The sequence below is a fragment of the Pedobacter foliorum genome (genome assembly GCF_013266735.1).
In the GTDB taxonomy this organism is placed as follows: Bacteria; Bacteroidota; Bacteroidia; order Sphingobacteriales; family Sphingobacteriaceae; genus Pedobacter; species Pedobacter foliorum.
The window spans coordinates 39149-58276 of record NZ_JABSNU010000003.1 but is presented as its reverse complement, the minus strand read 5'-3'; the positions used below and the strand labels follow the sequence as shown (position 1 = coordinate 58276).

General features: G+C 36.8%; 16 protein-coding genes. 8 read left to right on the top strand and 8 right to left on the bottom strand.

Translation table 11 applies throughout. The features are described 5' to 3' along the window. Window positions 1-58: 58 nt before the first annotated feature. Together mfd and HQN83_RS07000 are read left to right on the top strand one after the other, a co-directional pair. Complete coding sequence (mfd, locus tag HQN83_RS07005) at window positions 59-3400, top strand: transcription-repair coupling factor (RefSeq protein WP_173089637.1); 3342 nt, start codon at window positions 59-61, stop codon at window positions 3398-3400. 11 nt (window positions 3401-3411) lie between these two features. Beyond that, window positions 3412-3630 carry a DUF3820 family protein gene (locus HQN83_RS07000; protein ID WP_173089636.1) on the top strand — a complete coding sequence of 73 codons (219 nt, stop codon included), beginning with the start codon at window positions 3412-3414 and terminating at the stop codon, window positions 3628-3630. 176 nt (window positions 3631-3806) lie between these two features. Here HQN83_RS07000 and HQN83_RS06995 read toward each other — a convergent pair whose 3' ends face one another. Genes HQN83_RS06995 through HQN83_RS06985 form a run of 3 tightly spaced genes read right to left on the bottom strand, consistent with a single transcriptional unit; the run spans window position 3807 to window position 5735 of the window. Beyond that, entirely contained in the window at window positions 3807-4616 is an 810-nt protein-coding gene (locus tag HQN83_RS06995; RefSeq protein WP_173089635.1) for a phosphatidate cytidylyltransferase, read from the bottom strand. Then, the gene (locus tag HQN83_RS06990; protein ID WP_173089634.1) at window positions 4616-4822 is read right to left on the bottom strand and encodes a putative signal transducing protein; all 207 of its coding nucleotides are present in this window, start codon (window positions 4820-4822) and stop codon (window positions 4616-4618) included. The genes HQN83_RS06995 and HQN83_RS06990 overlap by 1 nt, the downstream gene beginning before the upstream one ends. Continuing rightward, on the bottom strand, window positions 4803-5735 hold the full coding sequence (locus tag HQN83_RS06985) for a CPBP family intramembrane glutamic endopeptidase (RefSeq protein WP_173089633.1): 933 nt from the start codon (window positions 5733-5735) through the stop codon (window positions 4803-4805). Before HQN83_RS06985 ends, HQN83_RS06990 begins: the two co-directional genes overlap by 20 nt. A 53-nt stretch (window positions 5736-5788) precedes the next feature. Between HQN83_RS06985 and dusB the strand changes: the two genes are divergently transcribed. Both dusB and apaG read left to right on the top strand, forming a co-directional pair. After that, complete coding sequence (gene dusB, locus HQN83_RS06980; RefSeq protein ID WP_173089632.1) at window positions 5789-6796, top strand: tRNA dihydrouridine synthase DusB; 1008 nt, start codon at window positions 5789-5791, stop codon at window positions 6794-6796. 33 nt (window positions 6797-6829) lie between these two features. After that, window positions 6830-7216 (top strand): Co2+/Mg2+ efflux protein ApaG, encoded by a 387-nt coding sequence (gene apaG / locus HQN83_RS06975; protein ID WP_173089631.1) that lies wholly within the window; start codon window positions 6830-6832, stop codon window positions 7214-7216. On the opposite strand, the gene HQN83_RS06970 is transcribed toward apaG, so the two are convergent. Then, window positions 7213-7908: a zinc metallopeptidase gene (locus HQN83_RS06970; protein WP_173089630.1), complete on the bottom strand. Its 696-nt coding sequence runs from the start codon at window positions 7906-7908 to the stop codon at window positions 7213-7215. The two genes, apaG and HQN83_RS06970, sit on opposite strands and share 4 nt — an antisense overlap. A gap of 85 nt (window positions 7909-7993) precedes the next feature. On the opposite strand from HQN83_RS06970, the gene HQN83_RS06965 reads away from it, so the two are divergent. Together HQN83_RS06965 and HQN83_RS06960 are read left to right on the top strand one after the other, a co-directional pair. Continuing rightward, complete coding sequence (locus HQN83_RS06965) at window positions 7994-9133, top strand: NAD(P)/FAD-dependent oxidoreductase (RefSeq protein ID WP_173089629.1); 1140 nt, start codon at window positions 7994-7996, stop codon at window positions 9131-9133. A gap of 71 nt (window positions 9134-9204) precedes the next feature. Beyond that, the gene (locus HQN83_RS06960) at window positions 9205-10530 is read left to right on the top strand and encodes a DNA recombination protein RmuC (protein WP_173089628.1); all 1326 of its coding nucleotides are present in this window, start codon (window positions 9205-9207) and stop codon (window positions 10528-10530) included. On the opposite strand, the gene thiL is transcribed toward HQN83_RS06960, so the two are convergent. Together thiL and nadA are read right to left on the bottom strand one after the other, a co-directional pair. Then, a complete protein-coding gene (gene thiL / locus HQN83_RS06955) occupies window positions 10525-11565 on the bottom strand; it encodes a thiamine-phosphate kinase (protein WP_173089627.1) in 1041 nt (346 codons plus the stop codon). The genes HQN83_RS06960 and thiL overlap by 6 nt on opposite strands. A 238-nt stretch (window positions 11566-11803) precedes the next feature. Beyond that, window positions 11804-12796, bottom strand: a complete 993-nt coding sequence (gene nadA / locus HQN83_RS06950; protein WP_173089626.1) for a quinolinate synthase NadA — start codon at window positions 12794-12796, stop codon at window positions 11804-11806. Window positions 12797-13301: 505 nt separating this feature from the next. Between nadA and nadB the strand changes: the two genes are divergently transcribed. Then, window positions 13302-14888 (top strand): L-aspartate oxidase, encoded by a 1587-nt coding sequence (nadB, locus tag HQN83_RS06945; RefSeq protein ID WP_173089625.1) that lies wholly within the window; start codon window positions 13302-13304, stop codon window positions 14886-14888. Window positions 14889-14890: 2 nt separating this feature from the next. Continuing rightward, entirely contained in the window at window positions 14891-15400 is a 510-nt protein-coding gene (locus tag HQN83_RS06940; RefSeq protein ID WP_173089624.1) for a gamma carbonic anhydrase family protein, read from the top strand. Between the two features lies 1 nt (window position 15401). Here HQN83_RS06940 and HQN83_RS06935 read toward each other — a convergent pair whose 3' ends face one another. Next, window positions 15402-17030, bottom strand: coding sequence for an Ig-like domain-containing protein (locus tag HQN83_RS06935; protein ID WP_173089623.1), 1629 nt, complete (start codon window positions 17028-17030; stop codon window positions 15402-15404). Window positions 17031-17173: 143 nt separating this feature from the next. Continuing rightward, window positions 17174-19036: a tRNA uridine-5-carboxymethylaminomethyl(34) synthesis enzyme MnmG gene (gene mnmG / locus HQN83_RS06930; protein ID WP_173089622.1), complete on the bottom strand. Its 1863-nt coding sequence runs from the start codon at window positions 19034-19036 to the stop codon at window positions 17174-17176. Window positions 19037-19128: the final 92 nt, after the last annotated feature.

Below are 19128 nucleotides of genomic sequence, written 5' to 3'. Positions count from 1 at the left end.
ATTGATTAATAGACACATTGTTACATCTAAAGCTAATCATAAATCTTACATTTGTGTTGTGAACATCCGCGACTTAATTAATCGATACAAAACAGATGAACGCGTTGTAGCATTGGCAAAGGCCCTTAACTCGGGCAAAGGTAATAAACTTCAACTAAAAGGACTAGTTGGTTCTGCCGATGCAACAATTGCAATAGCTACCTATTTTCTGCTCCACAAACCAATTTTATTTGTGTTACCGGATAGGGAAGAGGCGTCTTATTTTCTGGCCGATCTGGAAAGCATTCTGGATAAAGAAGTCCTTTTATTTCCATCTTCTTTCCGAAAAGCTTTCGAATTTACACAGGTAGATACCGCAAATGTACTTGCCAGGGCCGAAGTATTAAACGAACTAAATCACCATTCTGAATATGGAAAAATAGTAGTTACATACCCCGAAGCCCTTGCAGAAAAAGTAATAAACCGCTCTGTTCTCGAGAAAAACACCCTTGAAATCAGTCTGGGCGCTAAGCTAGGCATCGATTTCATCAACGAGTTCCTAATCGATTATGAGTTTAACCGCACCGAGTTTGTTTACGAGCCCGGTCAGTTTTCAATCCGCGGTGGTATAGTAGATATCTTCTCTTTCTCGCACGATTTGCCTTACCGAATAGAGTTTTTTGGTGATGAAATTGAAAGCATCCGTACTTTCGAAATAGAAAGTCAACTATCAGTAGAGGACGTAAAAAGCCTTACCATCATCCCAAATGTTCAATCTAAATACCTAACAGAAAGCAACATTAGCTTGCTTGATTATATAGAAAACGACACTCAGCTCTGGTTTAAGGACGTAGAGTTTACTCTCGACATCATCAAATCCGGCTATAAAAAGGCTGTTGAACTTTGGAAAGCTTTACCCGTAAAAGAAAAACAGGAAAACCAAGACTGGATAGACCCTAAATTCGCCTTTACTGATGAGAAAATGACAGCAGATATGCTTCAGGATTTCCTTTTAGTAGAGTTTGGAAAGCAGTTCTTCTACAAAACAGAGCAGGTTTTTCAGTTCGAAACCAAACCTCAGCCGTCCTTTAATAAAGACTTTAGCCTGCTTATTCATAACATTAAAGAGAATGAAAAGCAAGGCATTCATAACTTCATATTTAGCTCCTCAACCAAGCAAACCGAACGTTTATACGCCATACTAGACGATATAGACAAAACAGCAAAGTTTACCCCGGTAAACATTCCATTGAGAGAAGGATTTGTAGATGCGCAACAACATGTGGCCTTTTATACAGACCATCAGATTTTCGATCGTTTCTACAAATACAAGCTTAAAAGGGGCTATCAGCGCAGTCAGGCTATTACTTTAAAAGAACTTAGAGATTTAAAGCCCGGCGATTTTGTAACCCATATAGACCACGGAATAGGCAAGTATGCAGGTTTAGAAAAGGTAGAAGTAAACGGAAAAACTCAGGAAATGATCCGTTTGGTATATGCAGACAACGATTTGCTGTACGTAAACATCAACTCCTTAAATCGCATTGCAAAATACAGCGGAAAAGACGGCACCGCACCTAAAATGAATAAGCTTGGTACCGAAGCATGGGACAAGCTTAAAAAGACTACCAAAAAAAAAGTTAAAGATATAGCCCGCGATCTGATTAAGCTTTATGCCTTAAGAAAATCGCAGGTAGGTACCGCATTTGCACCAGACGGCTATCTGGAAACAGAACTGGAGGCATCTTTCATTTATGAAGATACCCCGGATCAGGAAAAGGCCACCAGCGACGTTAAAAAGGACATGGAAGCCCCACATCCAATGGATAGGCTTGTATGTGGCGACGTAGGCTTCGGTAAAACAGAAATCGCCATACGTGCTGCCTTTAAAGCCGTTGCCAATGGCAAACAGGCGGCTGTTTTAGTGCCAACCACCATTCTAGCCCTGCAACATTTCAAAACCTTTTCGGGCCGTTTAAAAGACTTCCCATGTACTGTCGATTACATCAACCGTTTTAAAACCAACAAGCAGATAAAAGAGACGCTTGCTAATGTAGCAGAAGGAAAAGTAGACATCATTATCGGCACACACCGCTTGCTTAGCAAGGATGTAAAATTCAAAGATCTGGGCATCATGATTATCGATGAAGAACAGAAATTCGGCGTTACATCAAAGGAAAAACTGAAGGCACTAAGGGTAAATGTAGATACCCTAACCCTTACAGCAACACCGATTCCACGTACCCTGCACTTCTCGTTAATGGGAGCGAGGGATCTTTCAATCATGAGTACTCCGCCACCAAACAGGCAGGCTGTAAATACAGAATTACACGTTTTTAATGATAAACTGATCCAGGAATCTGTTCAGTATGAACTTGATCGTGGTGGACAGGTGTTCTTTATCCATAACCGCGTAAACGACCTTCCTCAATTGGGCGGTTTAATACAAAAACTAGTTCCAAAAGCACGCATCGGTATTGCCCACGGGCAACTAGATGGTGATGCTCTCGAAGATGTAATGCTCGACTTCATTAACGGTGAAAAAGATGTATTGGTGGCCACAACAATTATTGAGGCCGGTTTAGATATTCCAAACGCAAACACCATCATCATTAACCACGCCCACATGTTCGGGCTAAGCGACCTTCACCAAATGCGTGGCAGGGTAGGTAGATCCAACAAAAAGGCTTTCTGTTACCTGCTTAGTCCACCGCTTTCTACGCTAACCTCCGAGGCGCGCAAAAGGCTAAGTGCAATTGAAGAGTTTTCGGACCTTGGGAGCGGCTTTAACATTGCCATGAGGGATTTAGACATCCGCGGTAGTGGAAACCTGCTAGGAGCAGAGCAAAGTGGCTTTATCGCCGAAATAGGATTCGAAATGTATCATAAAATCCTTGATGAAGCCATTCAGGAGCTAAAAGCCGACGAATTTAAAGGCTTATTTAAGGATGAACCTGAACGTGCCTTTGTTACTTTTACCCAGATAGACACCGATTTGGAATTATACATTCCTGATGATTATGTAACCAACATTACCGAAAGGTATAATTTATATACTGAGCTATCTAAAATAGAGAACGAAACGCAATTAAAAGCCTTTGAGCTAAGTTTAAAAGACAGATTTGGGCCTGTTCCAAAGCCTGTTAAAACCATGCTTAATGTGCTAAGATTACAATGGGTAGCCAAAAAACTAGCTTTCGAGAAGATCACTTTCAAAAAAGGCACTTTACGCGGTTATTTCATTACAGATAAGCAATCGTCATTCTTTGATTCAACAATGTTCAATAAAATATTGCACTTTGCGCAGGTTCACCCTCGATTGTGCAACTTGAAAGAAGTTAAAGACAGCCTCAGAATTGCCTTTGACAATCTTAACACAGTTGATGAAGCAGTAGAAATGCTAGAAATGGTGGTCAATTAATTTAAAGCGAAATGAATCCCCAAATACTGAAAGATCTGGTAACCATGCAAATGCCTTTTGGCAAATATAAAGGCCGTATTTTGTGCGATTTGCCAGAAACCTATCTGGTTTGGTTTCATACAAAAGGTTTTCCTCCGGGAAAACTTGGCGAAATGCTTGGTACGCTTTATGAAATTAAATTGAATGGGTTGGAGTATTTGCTTCAGCCACTAAAAGGCCCTAAGCGTTAATCGTAATTTTCCTTAGAATTTACTCGAGTCTTGTCCCTAACTTGGCTTGACTCAGTCCACAGTGAGTCCACGTTTTTCCAGAAAAAAGGTGGAGTCAGGGTAGACTCAACGTTTATTCACTGTGCTCTCATATGAGACCACTCCAGAGCAAGCCTCCTAGCTCATCAAAATAACAACTAGCGAATTATCAGGTACAGGTAAGTGTAAACTACTGGTGCGGCAATCAAGAGGCCATCAAACCTGTCTAACAAACCGCCATGGCCCGGTAAAAATGTACCCGAATCCTTAACGTCAAGGCTTCGTTTCAGCATAGACTCCACAAGATCTCCAAGTGTACCGAAACTTGCGATTAAAAGTGCCATTCCGGCCCAAATCCAGCTGCTTATTTCTGTAAATTGTAATGAGATAAGGTACGAGGCTAATACGGCTGTAAACATTCCTCCAAAGAAACCTTCCCATGATTTTTTAGGAGAATGGCGCTCAAAAAGACGTGTTTTTCCGAATTTCATACCAAACAGGTACGCACCTGTATCGTTTGCCCAAAGCATTAGCAAAAAGGCAAGGGGTAAATGGAAGCTATATTCGGGGCTGTTAACCAAAAAACCAAGTGAATAAAAGAAACAAAACGGCGTTGTAACGTACACAAAGCCCACAAAAGTGTAAGATATATTGGCAAAAGGGATTTTTGCCTTTTTATACAGCTCGCTAATAAATACCGAAAATAACAACGGTACTAAAAGCAACATATATTTGGTTTCGAACTGTAAATAATGGTATCCTGCGGTCATTAAAAAGATTAATGTAGCAGCAAAAAGAGCAATATTTCTATGTGGTCTTATTCCGGCAGTTTTAATCAGTTTAAAGAATTCCAGTAAGGCCGCAAGGCTCAATAGCAGATAAAAAATAGTAAATGTGTAGCCACCTAAAAAGATGGAACCCAGCATCACGATAGTAAAAAAGAAAGCGGTTATTGCTCTGGTTTTCATTAAATATTGTTTTCTAAAATGTATTGCTTCGCCTGATCCAGATGATCTGGATGTACAAGGACTGATAATATGCCAAAAGAGGTGTAAGATGAGTCCTTTTTATTTAAAACCACTGCATCTATATCTATTGCCATTAGTCCTTGTTTAAGGATTTCTGCCTGAAATTGGTCTTCTGTTTCGTAAACTTTAATCCAGTTGCTGTTCATATGATTTTGAGGTTTTAGTTTTAAAATAGTTGAATACCAGAATTGTTAAAATGAAACTAATCAGGTATCCGTACCAGGCAAAATGACTTGTATTGTCGGCTTCAGACAAAGGTATATTGTTTTTTTGCATATACCATGCTGCACATACTGCATAAGCATTATTTAAAAAGTGAGCCAGCATTGCATACCACAAACTGCCACTAAAATAATAGATGTATCCGAAGCCGGCACCCAATAATAAGCGCGGTAAAAAGCCATAAAACTGTAAGTGTATTGCACTAAAAAGAAATGCTGAAGCCCAGATTGCAACATGCGGATTATTAAAAATTCTTCCGAAGGAGCGTTGTACAGCCCCTCTGAACATCAATTCTTCGGCTATGCCGGGTAATAAGGCTATTAAAAAAAGATTAGCTACCAGCTCGTTAATATGCTGCATTTTTAAGAGCAACAATGTGGTTTGCATAGCCTCGTCTTCTTTCTGTCGCATCCAGCTTTCTATGGATTGTAGGAAATCAGGAAGTATCATTTTCTGATTAATTACCGCCGTCCATTCCATAAAAGGCATGGAAACCGCCATAATTAAAAAGACTAAAAGCAACAGGTTTGTCTCTGGTTTTTTAAAACCATAAAACACATTTATTTTCTTTTTTTCGGTTATAGCCAATAACAAAGGGGGGGCTAAAAACAATCCTACTGATTGCGCTATTAGCAGGATTTGCAATGCAGGTCGGTATTTTTCTTCGCCACCGGAAAGTATTACCGGATTGGTAAGCGCTCCAAATCCATAAATGGCAACTATAATAGCAAGTCCTATAAGTAGAAAAATAAAAATACCTGCTACTGCGTATCCCAGGAGCATAAGTAGCTGCGTATAAGGACTATTTTCGTCTTGTTGCTTTTGTATGAAACTCATTATTTTGATTATTTGTACCTTTGCAGCTTGAAATTTGCATTGAAGATAGAAAAATGTCTGTAAAGATAGGAAATATTGACCTGGGAGAGTTCCCTTTATTGCTTGCACCGATGGAAGATGTGAGCGATCCTCCTTTTCGTTTTGTTTGTAAACAAAGCGGGGTAGATATGATGTATACCGAATTTATTTCGTCGGAAGGATTAATCAGAGACGCTGCAAAAAGTAGGGCTAAGCTTGATATTTTTGAGTATGAGCGTCCTATTGGTATCCAAATTTTTGGAAGTGAGATTGAGCATATGAGAGAGGCTACTGAAATTGCTACTCTGGCTAAGCCTGATCTGATGGACATTAATTATGGTTGTCCGGTTAAAAACGTTGCTTGCAGAGGGGCTGGAGCTAGTTTGCTTCAGGATATCGATAAGATGGTTAAAATGACAGAAGCTGTTGTAAAAGCTACTCATTTGCCTGTAACGGTTAAAACCAGATTGGGCTGGGACGACAATACCAAAAATGTTGAAGAGGTTGCAGAACGACTACAAGACATTGGTATCCAGGCTTTAACTATCCATGGTAGAACCAGGGCTCAGCTGTACAAAGGTGAGGCTGACTGGACATTAATTAGAGAAATTAAAAGAAATCCACGGATAAAAATTCCAATATTTGGTAATGGAGATGTGGACAGCATACAAAAAGCGGCTGATTGGCGTTTAGAATATGAGATTGATGGCATCATGATTGGCCGTGCTGCTATTGGTTATCCTTGGATATTCAGGGAAATTAGACACTTTTTTAATACCGGTGAAACATTAGCCGGACCAAGTGTTGAAGAGCGTGTAAACGTGTGCAGAACGCATTTTGAGAAATCAATTGCATGGAAAGGGCCTAAAGTGGGTGTATTCGAAATGAGACGCCACTATGCCAATTATTTTAAGGGTTTACCAGATTTTAAACCTTATAGAATGCTACTTGTCAAAGAAGATAACATAGAAACTATCCATAGTATCTTAGATGAAGTGGCAGATAAATATCATAATATTGTCCCTGTTGGGGAAATGGCTTGATTTTTGAAAAACATTAGTATAAATAAATTTGTAATGGTTACAGCAATAACAGAAGGTGTTAAAATTTCGGTAGAAACAGTGTATCAGGATGAATATTCAAATCCAGGAAATGATCACTACGTTTTTGCTTATCGCATCAATATAGAAAACCTCTCAGATTACGCAATACAGCTTAAAAGACGCCAATGGTTGATTTTTGATTCAAGCGGCACTCAAAGAGAAGTAGAAGGCGAAGGTGTTGTCGGTTTACAGCCTGTAATTGAGCCTGGAGAGAGCCATTCGTACGTTTCAGGATGTAATTTAACGACTGACATGGGTACCATGACAGGCAGCTATTTAATGGCTCGTTTGGTTGATGATACTGAATTTACTGTTGGTATTCCTAAATTTAGTTTAATTGCTGCTTACAGATTGAACTAACCTTTTTGTCTACCAAATAGTACGGAAACAAAATAGATTAGGTTAGTCATGGCTCCTAATGCAGCTACCACATAAGTCATGGCTGCCCACCAAAGGGCATCTTTTGCCTGAGTATTTTCTTCGGATGTATAAAGCACTTCTTTATTGTTTTTAAGCCATATTAGCGCTCTTCTGCTGGCATCAAACTCTACAGGTAGTGTAATTACACTAAAAATGGTAATTAGCGCTAATCCTGCCACGCCAATGGTTAAAACAAAAGGATTAAAGGTAAATGCTATTAGCAAAACTCCCAGTATCAATACCCATTGTAAAAGGTTAGAGGTAATACTTACCAAAGGAACCATATTGGTTCTGAGGTTTAACCAGCTGTATGATTTAGCCTGTTGTAAGGCATGGCCACACTCATGAGCGGCAACTGCAGCTGCTGCAACGCTACGCCCATAGTAAACATCTGTACTTAGGTTAACTGTTCTATCTGCTGGATTGTAATGATCTGATAATTGTCCATCGGTACTCATCACCCTCACATCAAATATCCCATTGTCGTGTAGCATTTTCTCTGCTACTTCTTTTCCCGAAAATCCCGAATTCAATTGTGTTTCTGCATATTTCGAAAATTTACTTCTAAATCTCCATTGTACAAACATGCTTAATATTAGAACCGGGATTATTAAAAACAAATAAATTCCCATTATTTTAGTTTTGTCTATTAGTTGTTTTTAATCAAAAACTGTTCCCAATTGCCCTGAAAATCAAAAAATAACATAATTTTATATTATGTCTGCATTCATTTCTTATTGGGAAAAAAAGCACTTCTTTAATTATGATATCATCATCATAGGAAGCGGAATTGTGGGCCTTAATGCGGCTATTTACTTAAAAACTAAATCTCCCAATTTAAGTGTTGTTGTGCTGGAAAGGGGCTTTCTGCCTTCAGGAGCGAGCACAAAGAATGCAGGCTTTGCTTGTTTTGGGAGTGTTTCTGAACTGATAGAGCAGGAGAAAATTATAGGAACTACCGGTTTATATAATTTAATCGATAAACGTTGGAATGGTTTGTTAAAGCTTCGTAAACTATTAGGAGATAGTTCTATCTCATTTAATAATTATGGTGGTTATGAATTATTTAAGCCATTAGAAAATGAATTATCTTCATTGTGTGTGTCTAAAATTGGGCATTACAATAATATTTTAAAGGAAATATCCGGTAAAAAGGATGTTTTTAAAACTGCACCTCATAAAATTGCTGAATTTGGCGTTAAAGGTATTGAAGTGCTTTTAGAAAATACTTTAGAAGCTCAAATTGATCCCGGAAAAATGATGTTTGGCTTGCTTGATAAAGCAAGAGAACTGGGTATAGTTGTTTTTAATTCTTGCTCAGTTGCTGAATTGCGAGAAGAAGGGGATAGACAGATAATTGTTACTCCTGATGGTAACTTTAGCTGTAAAAGGGTGCTTTTATGTAATAATGCCTTTGTAAAAGACTTGCTTCCATCATTGGATATTGTCCCCGGAAGAGGACAGGTAATTATCACTAAACCTATAAAGGATTTAAAAATAAAAGGTACTTTTCATTACGATAAGGGTTATTATTATTTTAGAAATATAGATGGCAGAGTGCTTTTAGGTGGAGGTAGAAATCTGAATTTTAAAGCAGAAGAGACTACTGAATTTGGTAATACTGAATTGGTTCAAAATGCCCTGCTAAAATTATTGTCGGAAGTAATTTTACCTGATTATTCTTTTGAAATAGAACAAAACTGGAGTGGCATAATGGCCTTTGGATCTTCGATTGATCCTATAATTAAAGCTATAAAACCCAATGTTTTCTGCGCAGTAAGGTGTAATGGAATGGGGATTGCTATGGGTACTCAAACTGGGGAAGATGCTGCCAGGCTTGTTCTTGATTCACTATAATCCAATAAAATAATTACTATTTATTTTTGCATTTTAAAGTTATTATGGTCACTTTTGATAACAATATTAGTATGGAAATAGCAGGAATAGTATTATTAGTTGTCATCTTAGTAGCCCTCATTTTTTTATTGTTTAAAAAACCAGCGGCTAATCAAAATCATATTGCTCTTTTAGAGTTAAAAGAACTTGAACACCAAAAATCATTGAATTGGTTAAAGGAAGAAAAGTTGAAAATGGAAGATGAACTGAATGATCTTCGACTCAATTATATGAATGAGCGCAGTAAGGTTATTAAAGCTGAAGAATCGCTTATTGCACAACGCGAAAAACAGATTGAACAGGATAAATATATTGCCGAGCTGCAACAAAGATTTAAACTGGAATTTGAAAATATAGCTAATAAAGTTCTTGAAGAAAAAACAGCAAGATTTACTGAACAGAATCGTACCAATCTTGATATTATTTTAAATCCATTTAAAGAAAACATCAAAGCTTTTGAGGAGAAAGTTGATAAAGTTTACAAATCTGAATCTGACGAGAGAAATATCTTAAAGGGTGTGATCTCTCAATTAATGGATCAGACCAAGCAAATTCAGGAAGATGCCAATAATTTAACCAAGGCGCTGAAAGGTGATAATAAAAAACAAGGAAACTGGGGCGAGGTAATACTTGAACGTGTTCTGGAAAGATCAGGTTTAGTAAAGGATAGAGAGTACAGGATACAGACCAGTTTAAGCTCTTCTGATGGGGGTAGGATGCAACCGGATGTTATTATTGACCTTCCGGACGATAAACATATTATAATCGATTCTAAGGTATCCTTATTAGCTTATGAGCGTTTGGTTACTGCAGAGAGTGATGAGGATAAAGAACTGCATTTAAAACAGCATCTTATTTCTATTAAAACTCATATACAAGGCTTATCTGCTAAGAATTACCATGAGCTTTATCAGATCAATTCTCCTGATTTTGTATTACTTTTTATACCTATAGAATCTTCTTTTGGTATAGCTGTTCAACAAGATGCTGAGCTTTTTAATTATGCCTGGGACAGGAAAGTGGTGATTGTAAGTCCTTCTACTTTACTGGCTACTTTACGCACCATTGCAAGTATTTGGAAACAGGAAAGACAGAATAGAAATGTACTTGAAATTGCACGTTTAAGTGGCAATATGTATGATAAATTTGTTGGCTTTTTAACTGATATGGAGGGTATTGGAAAGAATATTAAACAAAGCCAGGATGCTTACGATAAGGCTTTAAATAAGCTTTCTACGGGTTCAGGTAATCTTTCTACTACTTCTGAGAAAATCAAGAAATTAGGTGCCAAAGCTACTAAGCAGATTGACACCAAATTTCTGGACGCTAACTTACCTGAAGAGGAAGATAGCTTATAATTTAAATGCATTCCATCCTTGTGCTTTTAATTCGTGCACAACATTGGATTTAGAGATCATTTTACAACCTGAGTTTTTATCTGTAATGTGACCAATAATGGTAATATCCACATCATTTTTTAACTTAGGATAGTCTTCTTGTTTAATGGTAAATAGCAATTCATAATCTTCACCACCACTTAAAGCACAAACAGTAGGATCTAAGCCTAATTCACGTGCTGTTTCATAAGTCATTGGATCAATTGGAATTTTTTCTTCGTAAAGGTTACATCCTTTTTCTGATTGTTGACAGAGGTGTAATATTTCGGAAGCTAAGCCATCAGACACATCAATCATTGATGTTGGTTTTATTTCCATTTGGGCTAAAAGATCAACAATATCTCTTCTTCCTTCAGGTTTTAACTGACGTTCAATAATGTAATCTTTACCTTCTAAATCTGGTTGAATATTAGGGTTTTCCAAGAAAATTAGCTTCTCTCTTTCTAAGATTTGCATACCAACGTAAGCACCTCCTAAATCTCCTGAAACACATAAAAGATCGCCTTCACCGGCTCCATTTCTATAAACAACATCGTCTTTATCAGCATAACCAATGCTGGTTACACTAATCACCAATCCTTGTTTGCTTGCAGAAGTATCGCCACCAATAAGATCAATATTGAATTTATTGCAGGCAAGTTCAATTCCTTTATAAATTTCTTCTACAGCCTCCAATGGAAATTTGCTCGACAAGCCAACAGAAACTGTTACTTGAGTTGCAATACCATTCATAGCGTAAATGTCGCTTAGGTTTACTTGAACTGCTTTATAGCCCAAATGCATCAAGGGTACATAAGCCAGATCAAAATGTATTCCTTCAAGCAAAAGATCTGTGGAAATCAGTACTTGTTTATCTTTAAAATTTAATACTGCAGCGTCGTCTCCAATGCCTTTTATACTGCTCTCATGTCTTATTTTGAAAGTATCTGTTAAATGCTTTATCAGCCCAAATTCTCCCAACTCTGAAATATCAGTTCTTTCTTTATTCTCAAACATTATATTGTTGTTTTACAGTAAATTAACATAGTTATCAACATTCATTTTTCTACTAATTAAGCCACTTTTTATAGTGAATTAAAACCCTCGTCATCATCAATTAAAGCTCTCGTCATCCTGAATTTATTTCAGGACCACTCAAGAGAAAAGAAGCCCTGCTAATGCGAGATCCTGAAATAAATTCAGGATGACGAGGGTATTATTAGATTTTTATAAGACTAACTTTATAAGCCTAAATTTACAAGCCCAAATTTGCAGAAATCTCAAGCATTCTTTCAATCGGTTTTCTTGCCCTTACAATGATATCTTCAGGCACTGTTACCTCAGGACTTTCATTTTTTAAGCATAAATAAAGCTTTTCTAATGTATTTCTTTTCATATATGGGCAGTCATTACATGCACAATTGTTGTTTGGTGGTGCAGGAATGAAGGTTTTTGTCGGATTTGCCTTCTCCATTTGATGAATAATACCACTTTCTGTTGCTACAATGAACTCCTGAGCGTCGCTATTGATAGAATATTTTAATAATCCTGTTGTAGAGCCAATATAATCAGCCATTTTTAGCACAGCTTCTTCACATTCCGGGTGCGCAATAAATTTTGCATTAGGATGGCGCTCTTTTAGCTTGGTTATTTTCTCTCTTGAAAATATTTCGTGCACCATACACGCTCCATTCCACAACACAAGATCTCTTCCGGTCTTTTTTGCTACCCAGGCACCTAGATTTTTATCTGGTCCGAAGATTATTTTCTGATCTTTTGGTAAACTTTCAACAATTTGAACAGCATTTGTGGACGTGCAAACGATATCACTCAATGCCTTCAGTTCTGCTGTACAGTTTACATAGGTAATTACCAGGTGATCAGGGTATTTTTCTTTAAATTTCTTAAATAAATGAGGTGGGCAACTATCTGCTAATGAGCAACCTGCCTTTACATCTGGTAATAAAACTTTTTTACTAGGAGAAAGAATTTTAGCAGTCTCTGCCATAAAATGTACTCCGGCAAAAACAATGATATCTGCCTCAGTCTTAGCAGCTTCCTGAGAAAGTCCTAAACTATCTCCAATATAGTCTGCTATATCCTGAATATCAGGCTCCTGGTAGTAATGAGCCAGTATAATCGCATTCTTTTCCTTTTTTAATTTTTCAATTTCTTCAAAAAGGTCAAGTGTGGGATCGATCTTTTCATCTACAAAACCTTTTCTGTTAATTTCCTCTAAGGTGTCCATTTTAATGAGTTGATATTTTCTTTTTAACGTTTCGTTTTTTAATGAAGTACAAAGAACAGGATAAATTTTAATTATCTGTTTTGGAACTTTTGTAAATGTACGGAGCTTTCAACACTTCAATAAATTATAATTATTTAATATAAATAGATTTCTATTGTTTATTAGTGTGTTAGTATTGTTTAAAAGTACTTCAAAAAAATGCGTCTTTATGACTTATTAGTAACTTATTAACATTTATATTACATTTTTAACAAAAATATCGGCTGATTTACAACGATATATTAATTGAAGCTAAAACTTATCAATACGAATATGTTTATTGTTAGTTGGTGAATAAAAAGTTAATAACCCTAGTGTTTATGCTTAAAAATAAGTTAAAATATTGTGTCGAATTACCATTTTAGCTTAGCTTTAAACATTCAAATAAAATTGTTCTATTTATTTAGACAAGTAGTTAACAATTATATCAACGTTGTTAACAAAGTAGTGGAAATAACACATTTTAATGAGAAAAGTAGATTTTTTGGTCATAGGATCGGGTATTGCTGGTTTGAGCTTTGCATTGAAGGCAGCTAAACATGGTAAGGTATTAATTGTAACTAAGTCAAATGAGGACGAATCCAATACAAAATATGCCCAGGGTGGAGTTGCTGTAGTTGTTGATAAAGATGATTCTTTTGAAAAACATATAGAAGATACTCTGATTGCCGGCGACGGTTTATGTGATAAACATATTGTAGAAGTAGTTGTTACTGAGGGGCCTCAGCGTATACAAGAGATCATTGACTATGGGACAAATTTTGATAGGGATGGTGCTGGCGTATATGATTTAGCTAAAGAGGGTGGGCATTCTGAACACCGTGTTTTGCACTATAAAGATGTAACAGGCTATGAAATCGAAAGTGTGTTATTAAAGCAGATTCATCAGAATGATAACATAGAGATATTAACACATTACTTCTGTTTAGAGTTAATTACCCAACATCATCAGGGTATACATGTTGATAAAGGTAGTGAAGATATTAACTGTTATGGTATATATGCCTTTAACACAGAGCTTAACGATGTGGAAAAGATATTGGCAAATGTGACTATCATGGCTTCTGGTGGTGCGGGACACATCTATTCTAGCACAACAAATCCAGTTATTGCAACGGGTGATGGAATGGCGATGGTTTATAGAGCAAAAGGAAAAGTTAGGAATATGGAGTTTATTCAGTTCCATCCGACAGCTTTATACAACCCTGGCGAGTATCCTGCCTTCTTAATTTCGGAGGCTGTACGTGGTTTTGGAGGAGTACTTAGAAGGAAGAATGGTGATGAATTTATGTACGAATATGATAAGCGTGGATCATTAGCACCGAGGGATATTGTGGCGAGAGCTATAGATGCTGAAATGAAAAAATCGGGTGAGGATTTCGTATATCTGGACATTAGAAATAGAAAAAAGGCTGATATTTTGGCTCATTTTCCTAATATATATGCTAAATGTTTATCCATAGGTATAGATATGACAAAGGATCTTATACCGGTTACTCCCGCTGCTCATTACATGTGTGGTGGTATATTGGTTGATGAGTTTGGAAGATCGACTATAAAAAATTTATATGCTTGTGGAGAGTGTTCTTCGACAGGTTTGCATGGTGCCAATAGATTGGCTTCTAATTCGTTACTGGAAGCGCCTGTTTTTGCACATCGTATATTTGAACATGCGATAGCTCATTTTATGGATAATGTGATTCCTGATAATATTCCGGAATGGAATGATCATGGTGTTACGCAGTCAAATGAGGATATATTGGTTACTCATAATTTAAGAGAAACTCAGAAATTGATGAGTGATTATGTGGGTATTGTTCGTTCGGATTTCAGGTTAGAACGGGCTATGAGACGCCTGTATTTGTTGTATCAGGAAACGGAAGATTTCTATAAAGGAAATAAGGTTTCTGTAAAACTTTGTGAGCTGAGAAATGTTATTCAGGTTGCGTTCATTGTTATTAAATCGGCAATGGCTAGAAAGGAGAGTAGGGGACTTCATTTTACCACTGATTATCCTAAACATTCAGAACAATTAACCGATACAATTTTTTAATTATGCCAGTTATATTACCAGTTAAAGATGTACATCCTAGGTGGGATGAAAATTGTTTTATTGCTCCAAATGCCACTATAGTAGGTGATGTAGTTATGGGGAAAAATTGCTCTGTTTGGTTTAATGCAGTGATTAGAGGCGATGTAAATAGTATTACTATTGGTAATGACAGCAATATTCAGGATGGTGCTGTTATTCATGCTACGTATTTAAAAGCAGCTACAAAAATTGGAAATAGAGTATCTATTGGGCACAATGCTATCGTTCATGGTTGTACTTTGCATGACCATATATTGGTTGGTATGGGGGCTATTATAATGGACAATGCTGTTGTTGAAGATTATACCATTATAGCTGCCGGAGCGGTTGTTTTGGAGAATACTCATTGCGAAAGTGGCTTTATTTATGCCGGAACTCCTGCAAAAAAAATAAAGCCCATTACCGAAGAGCAAAGGGCTTTATTAAACAAGTTACCAGACAATTACATTATGTATTCTGACTGGTTTAGATAGTTTATTCTTTAGGAATAGTAATTACTTCATTTCTTTCCCAGTTTGGTCTTATAGATAGTTCTTTAGGCTCATTCCATATCTTTTCTGGTTGTAAACCGAGGGGCACATTTCCGGTGTCCCATACACCGTTTTTATTGGTGTCATAAGTTATCCTTATGAAATATTTTCCTCCTTTGTAATTGCTAAAAGTTACTGTAGTATCTTGTTTTACTAAAATGGTGTTCACCAGATTTTTATTACCATCAATAATGTCTAAAATGTAGCTTTTCTGTTTTTCCGGAGGTACAATTTTAACTTTTAAGGTTCCATAATCGTCTTTTTTACCAAGCTCCAAAGTTGTCTTTATTTCTTTGTTTTGAGCTTTAAAAATGGCTGTAAATGCACCAGGGGCAAACTTGATATCATAGATAGTTTTTTGCTTCCAGGCATGTCTGAAATAAAAAGAGAGATGATCTAGACTATCTTTAGTTACAGTGAAATTTTTGTTATCTACAGAGTCTTCTAATAGGGTTATTTTACTGGCATCAAAACTTTCTATTGGAAAGTTGAAAGTGAATTTTAATGTTCGGCCTGGAGGTAGTGTACGATTGTCAAGATTATTTATTGCTGTTAATGTTCTGGTATAGGTTTCTTTTTTACCTCTTGTAAGCGTTGATGTTTGAAGTAATTTGCCGTTTTCTTTGATACTTATTTTGGTTGAATCGAAGCTTAGATCGGTAAGCCAAATTTTTAATGAATCGTTGTTTTTACTGAATTTGATTATTTTGGATGCATCTAAAGCAGGGGGATCTATTACAGTAACTTCTGGTTTTTTTAGCTTTTGATTAAAGTTAAAAGTTATACTTCCATCAGGATTTAAACGTTTGTCTAAGATTCTGAATTTGGTTGCATCTTCTCTAAATAGTTTTACATTCACACTATCGAGGTTTTTAGTTAGAACTATAGAATCCTTTATAAAACCAATATCTTCAGTGCCTTGTTGATAGATTTTATCTCCATTTTTCTCTTTTAGAACGTACAATTTGTAGGTATCACTTCTTAAATTTTTTAAGCTATAATTGCCGCTACTATCTGTTAAAGTATAGAATGAGGGTTTTCCTTTACCGAAAAGCGTATCTCTGTTTAGGGGAAGTATAAAAGCAAGTGCATCTAGTTCCGGCTCTCCAGTTAAGGAATTTGTCACTTTCCCTTTGATAGTTAATGAATCTAGCTTCGGACCGGTAGAGAATACGTATGTTAAATTTTTAACCGGATTGGATTCGTTCACGTCAGCAATAGCTTTTCCGAAATTTAAAGTATAGGTGGTATTTTTTTCGAGACTGTCTGGAAAGGTAATCTCTAGTTTTTTTCCTTTTGTTTTTAGGACTGGAGGTTTAGGCATTTCAGGAGAAACGGAGAATTCTTTGAACTCATTCTGTATCTTAAAATATTCGTCAAATTCAATGACAACTTTTTTGGCTGTAAAATTTGTGGTCAGATCTTTTGGTTCCATTTTTAAAACCTTAGGTGGTGTAGTATCTCTTGGACCTCCCTGGGGCTGCTGAATACTTGCACAGCTATAAATTAAGGCAATTAGTAAAAATAGAGCTGTGAAATTTCTTATTAAAACTATGTTGTTGTTATTAGCCATTTATATGAGTTGTATTGAAATTAAACCTTTTTTTAATGGATATTATTAAAACTTTTTAAAAGTGTCTTAAATCGCTTTAAAACAAGCCTGTTTTTAAGACACTCTGTTGGTATTTAAATTATTATTATACAGTTAGTTACGGCTTATTTACTAATATGGACCATTAAAACTGATATATCAGATGGCGAAACTCCTGAAATTCGGGATGCCTGACCAAGAGTTCTTGGTTTTATCTTCAATAATTTTTCTCTGGCCTCTTTTGATAAAGATACCAATTGTGAATAGTCAAAATTTGGATTGATATCTTTGTCTTCCATCTTTTGCATTTTATTTACAATTTCCTGTTCTTTTTCGAAATAGCTTTCGTACTTGATTTTTATTTCAGCTTGCTCGATGGTTTCTTTATCGAACTGATCCAGGAATTCATTAAAGCTAGGATTGACTGTTCTTATGTCATTTATGCCAACTTGTGGGCGACTTAATAAGTTAAATACCTTAACCGTCTGATTTAGAGCACTTGTGCCTAATTCTTCTAAAAGGGCATTAGCTTGAACCATGTCAATTGCCTGTTTTTTAGAGAATTCGACAATTGCATCAGAGTTCGCTACTTTTTTCTTTACAAGATCTAAGCGCTCGTCGTTTATTAAACCAAGATTGTGGCCAATAGGGGAGAGCCTGATGTCTGCATTATCTTGTCTAAGTAAAAGTCTGTGTTCTGCTCTTGAAGTGAACATTCTATAAGGCTCTTCGGTTCCTTTAGTTACGAGGTCATCAATTAAAACACCAATATAAGATTCAGAGCGTTTCATGATGAGTTCATGTTTGTCTTTTACCTTCTGATGTGCATTGATTCCAGCTATAAAGCCTTGACTAGCAGCCTCTTCGTATCCTGTAGTGCCATTTATTTGACCTGCAAAGAACAGATTACTGATCAATTTGGTCTCAAGAGTTAACGACAATTGGGTAGGTGGAAAGTAGTCGTATTCTATGGCATATCCAGGTCTGAACATCTTTGCATTTTCAAATCCTGGGATCTTGGTTAGTGCTTTATACTGTACATCTTCAGGCAAGGAAGTAGAGAATCCATTAACGTATATCTCACAGGTATTCCATCCCTCAGGCTCTACAAATATTTGATGTCTTTCGCGTTCAGCAAACCTATTGATTTTATCTTCAATTGAAGGACAGTATCTAGGACCTAATCCTTTGATGCGTCCTGTAAACATTGGAGACTTTTCAAATCCTTCTTTTAATGTCTCATGAACTTCTGAGTTGGTATATGTAATCCAGCAACAGCGTTGTTCGGTTGGCCTGGCTACATCGGTATAGGAGAAGCGGCCAGGGTTTTCGTCGCCCCACTGTTCTTCCATTACACTGTAATTTAAAGAGCGTCCATCTATGCGGGGTGGGGTACCAGTTTTCATTCTGCCGGCTTCAAATCCTAACTCTGTAAGTTGTTCAGTTATTCCGGTTGCTGCCTTTTCTCCCGTGCGACCACCACCAAATTTCTTCTCTCCAACATGGATAACCCCATTTAAAAATGTTCCATTTGTAAGCACAACTGACTTGCCTTTTATCTCAACTCCTAGTGAAGTTTTGACTCCGACTACAGTGTTGTTTTTAATAATTAGACTGCTAACCATGTCTTGCCAGAAGTCTACATTAGGAGTTCTCTCTAAAGCTAAGCGCCATTCCTCTGCGAATCTTTTGCGATCATTCTGAGTTCTTGGACTCCACATAGCCGGACCTTTTGAAAGATTTAGCATACGAAATTGAAGAGTTGTCTTGTCGCTGATGATTCCAGAGTAGCCACCCATCGCATCAATTTCTCTAACGATTTGTCCTTTTGCTACTCCACCCATAGCGGGATTGCAACTCATTTGTGCGATGGTTTCCATATTCATTGTAATCAACAAAACAGAGGAACCAAGGTTCGCTGCCGCTGCTGCAGCTTCACAACCTGCGTGTCCTGCACCGACAACAATTACATCATATTCATTAAACATAACTTAGTATATTTTGTATGTTCCACGTGAAACTCTGAGCCCTCTGGGGCGATTGTTTCACGTGGAACGTGTTTGCAAAGATATTAATTAAA

Coding starts and splice junctions, on each gene's coding strand:
- HQN83_RS07000 (WP_173089636.1), top strand. CDS start 3,412: ATGAATCCCCAAATACTGAAAGATCTGGTAACCATGCAAATGCCTTTT.
- HQN83_RS06995 (WP_173089635.1), bottom strand. CDS start 4,616: ATGAAAACCAGAGCAATAACCGCTTTCTTTTTTACTATCGTGATGCTG.
- HQN83_RS06990 (WP_173089634.1), bottom strand. CDS start 4,822: ATGAACAGCAACTGGATTAAAGTTTACGAAACAGAAGACCAATTTCAG.
- HQN83_RS06985 (WP_173089633.1), bottom strand. CDS start 5,735: ATGAGTTTCATACAAAAGCAACAAGACGAAAATAGTCCTTATACGCAG.
- dusB (WP_173089632.1), top strand. CDS start 5,789: ATGTCTGTAAAGATAGGAAATATTGACCTGGGAGAGTTCCCTTTATTG.
- apaG (WP_173089631.1), top strand. CDS start 6,830: ATGGTTACAGCAATAACAGAAGGTGTTAAAATTTCGGTAGAAACAGTG.
- HQN83_RS06970 (WP_173089630.1), bottom strand. CDS start 7,908: ATGGGAATTTATTTGTTTTTAATAATCCCGGTTCTAATATTAAGCATG.
- HQN83_RS06965 (WP_173089629.1), top strand. CDS start 7,994: ATGTCTGCATTCATTTCTTATTGGGAAAAAAAGCACTTCTTTAATTAT.
- HQN83_RS06960 (WP_173089628.1), top strand. CDS start 9,205: ATGGAAATAGCAGGAATAGTATTATTAGTTGTCATCTTAGTAGCCCTC.
- thiL (WP_173089627.1), bottom strand. CDS start 11,565: ATGTTTGAGAATAAAGAAAGAACTGATATTTCAGAGTTGGGAGAATTT.
- nadA (WP_173089626.1), bottom strand. CDS start 12,796: ATGGACACCTTAGAGGAAATTAACAGAAAAGGTTTTGTAGATGAAAAG.
- nadB (WP_173089625.1), top strand. CDS start 13,302: ATGAGAAAAGTAGATTTTTTGGTCATAGGATCGGGTATTGCTGGTTTG.
- HQN83_RS06940 (WP_173089624.1), top strand. CDS start 14,891: ATGCCAGTTATATTACCAGTTAAAGATGTACATCCTAGGTGGGATGAA.
- HQN83_RS06935 (WP_173089623.1), bottom strand. CDS start 17,030: ATGGCTAATAACAACAACATAGTTTTAATAAGAAATTTCACAGCTCTA.
- mnmG (WP_173089622.1), bottom strand. CDS start 19,036: ATGTTTAATGAATATGATGTAATTGTTGTCGGTGCAGGACACGCAGGT.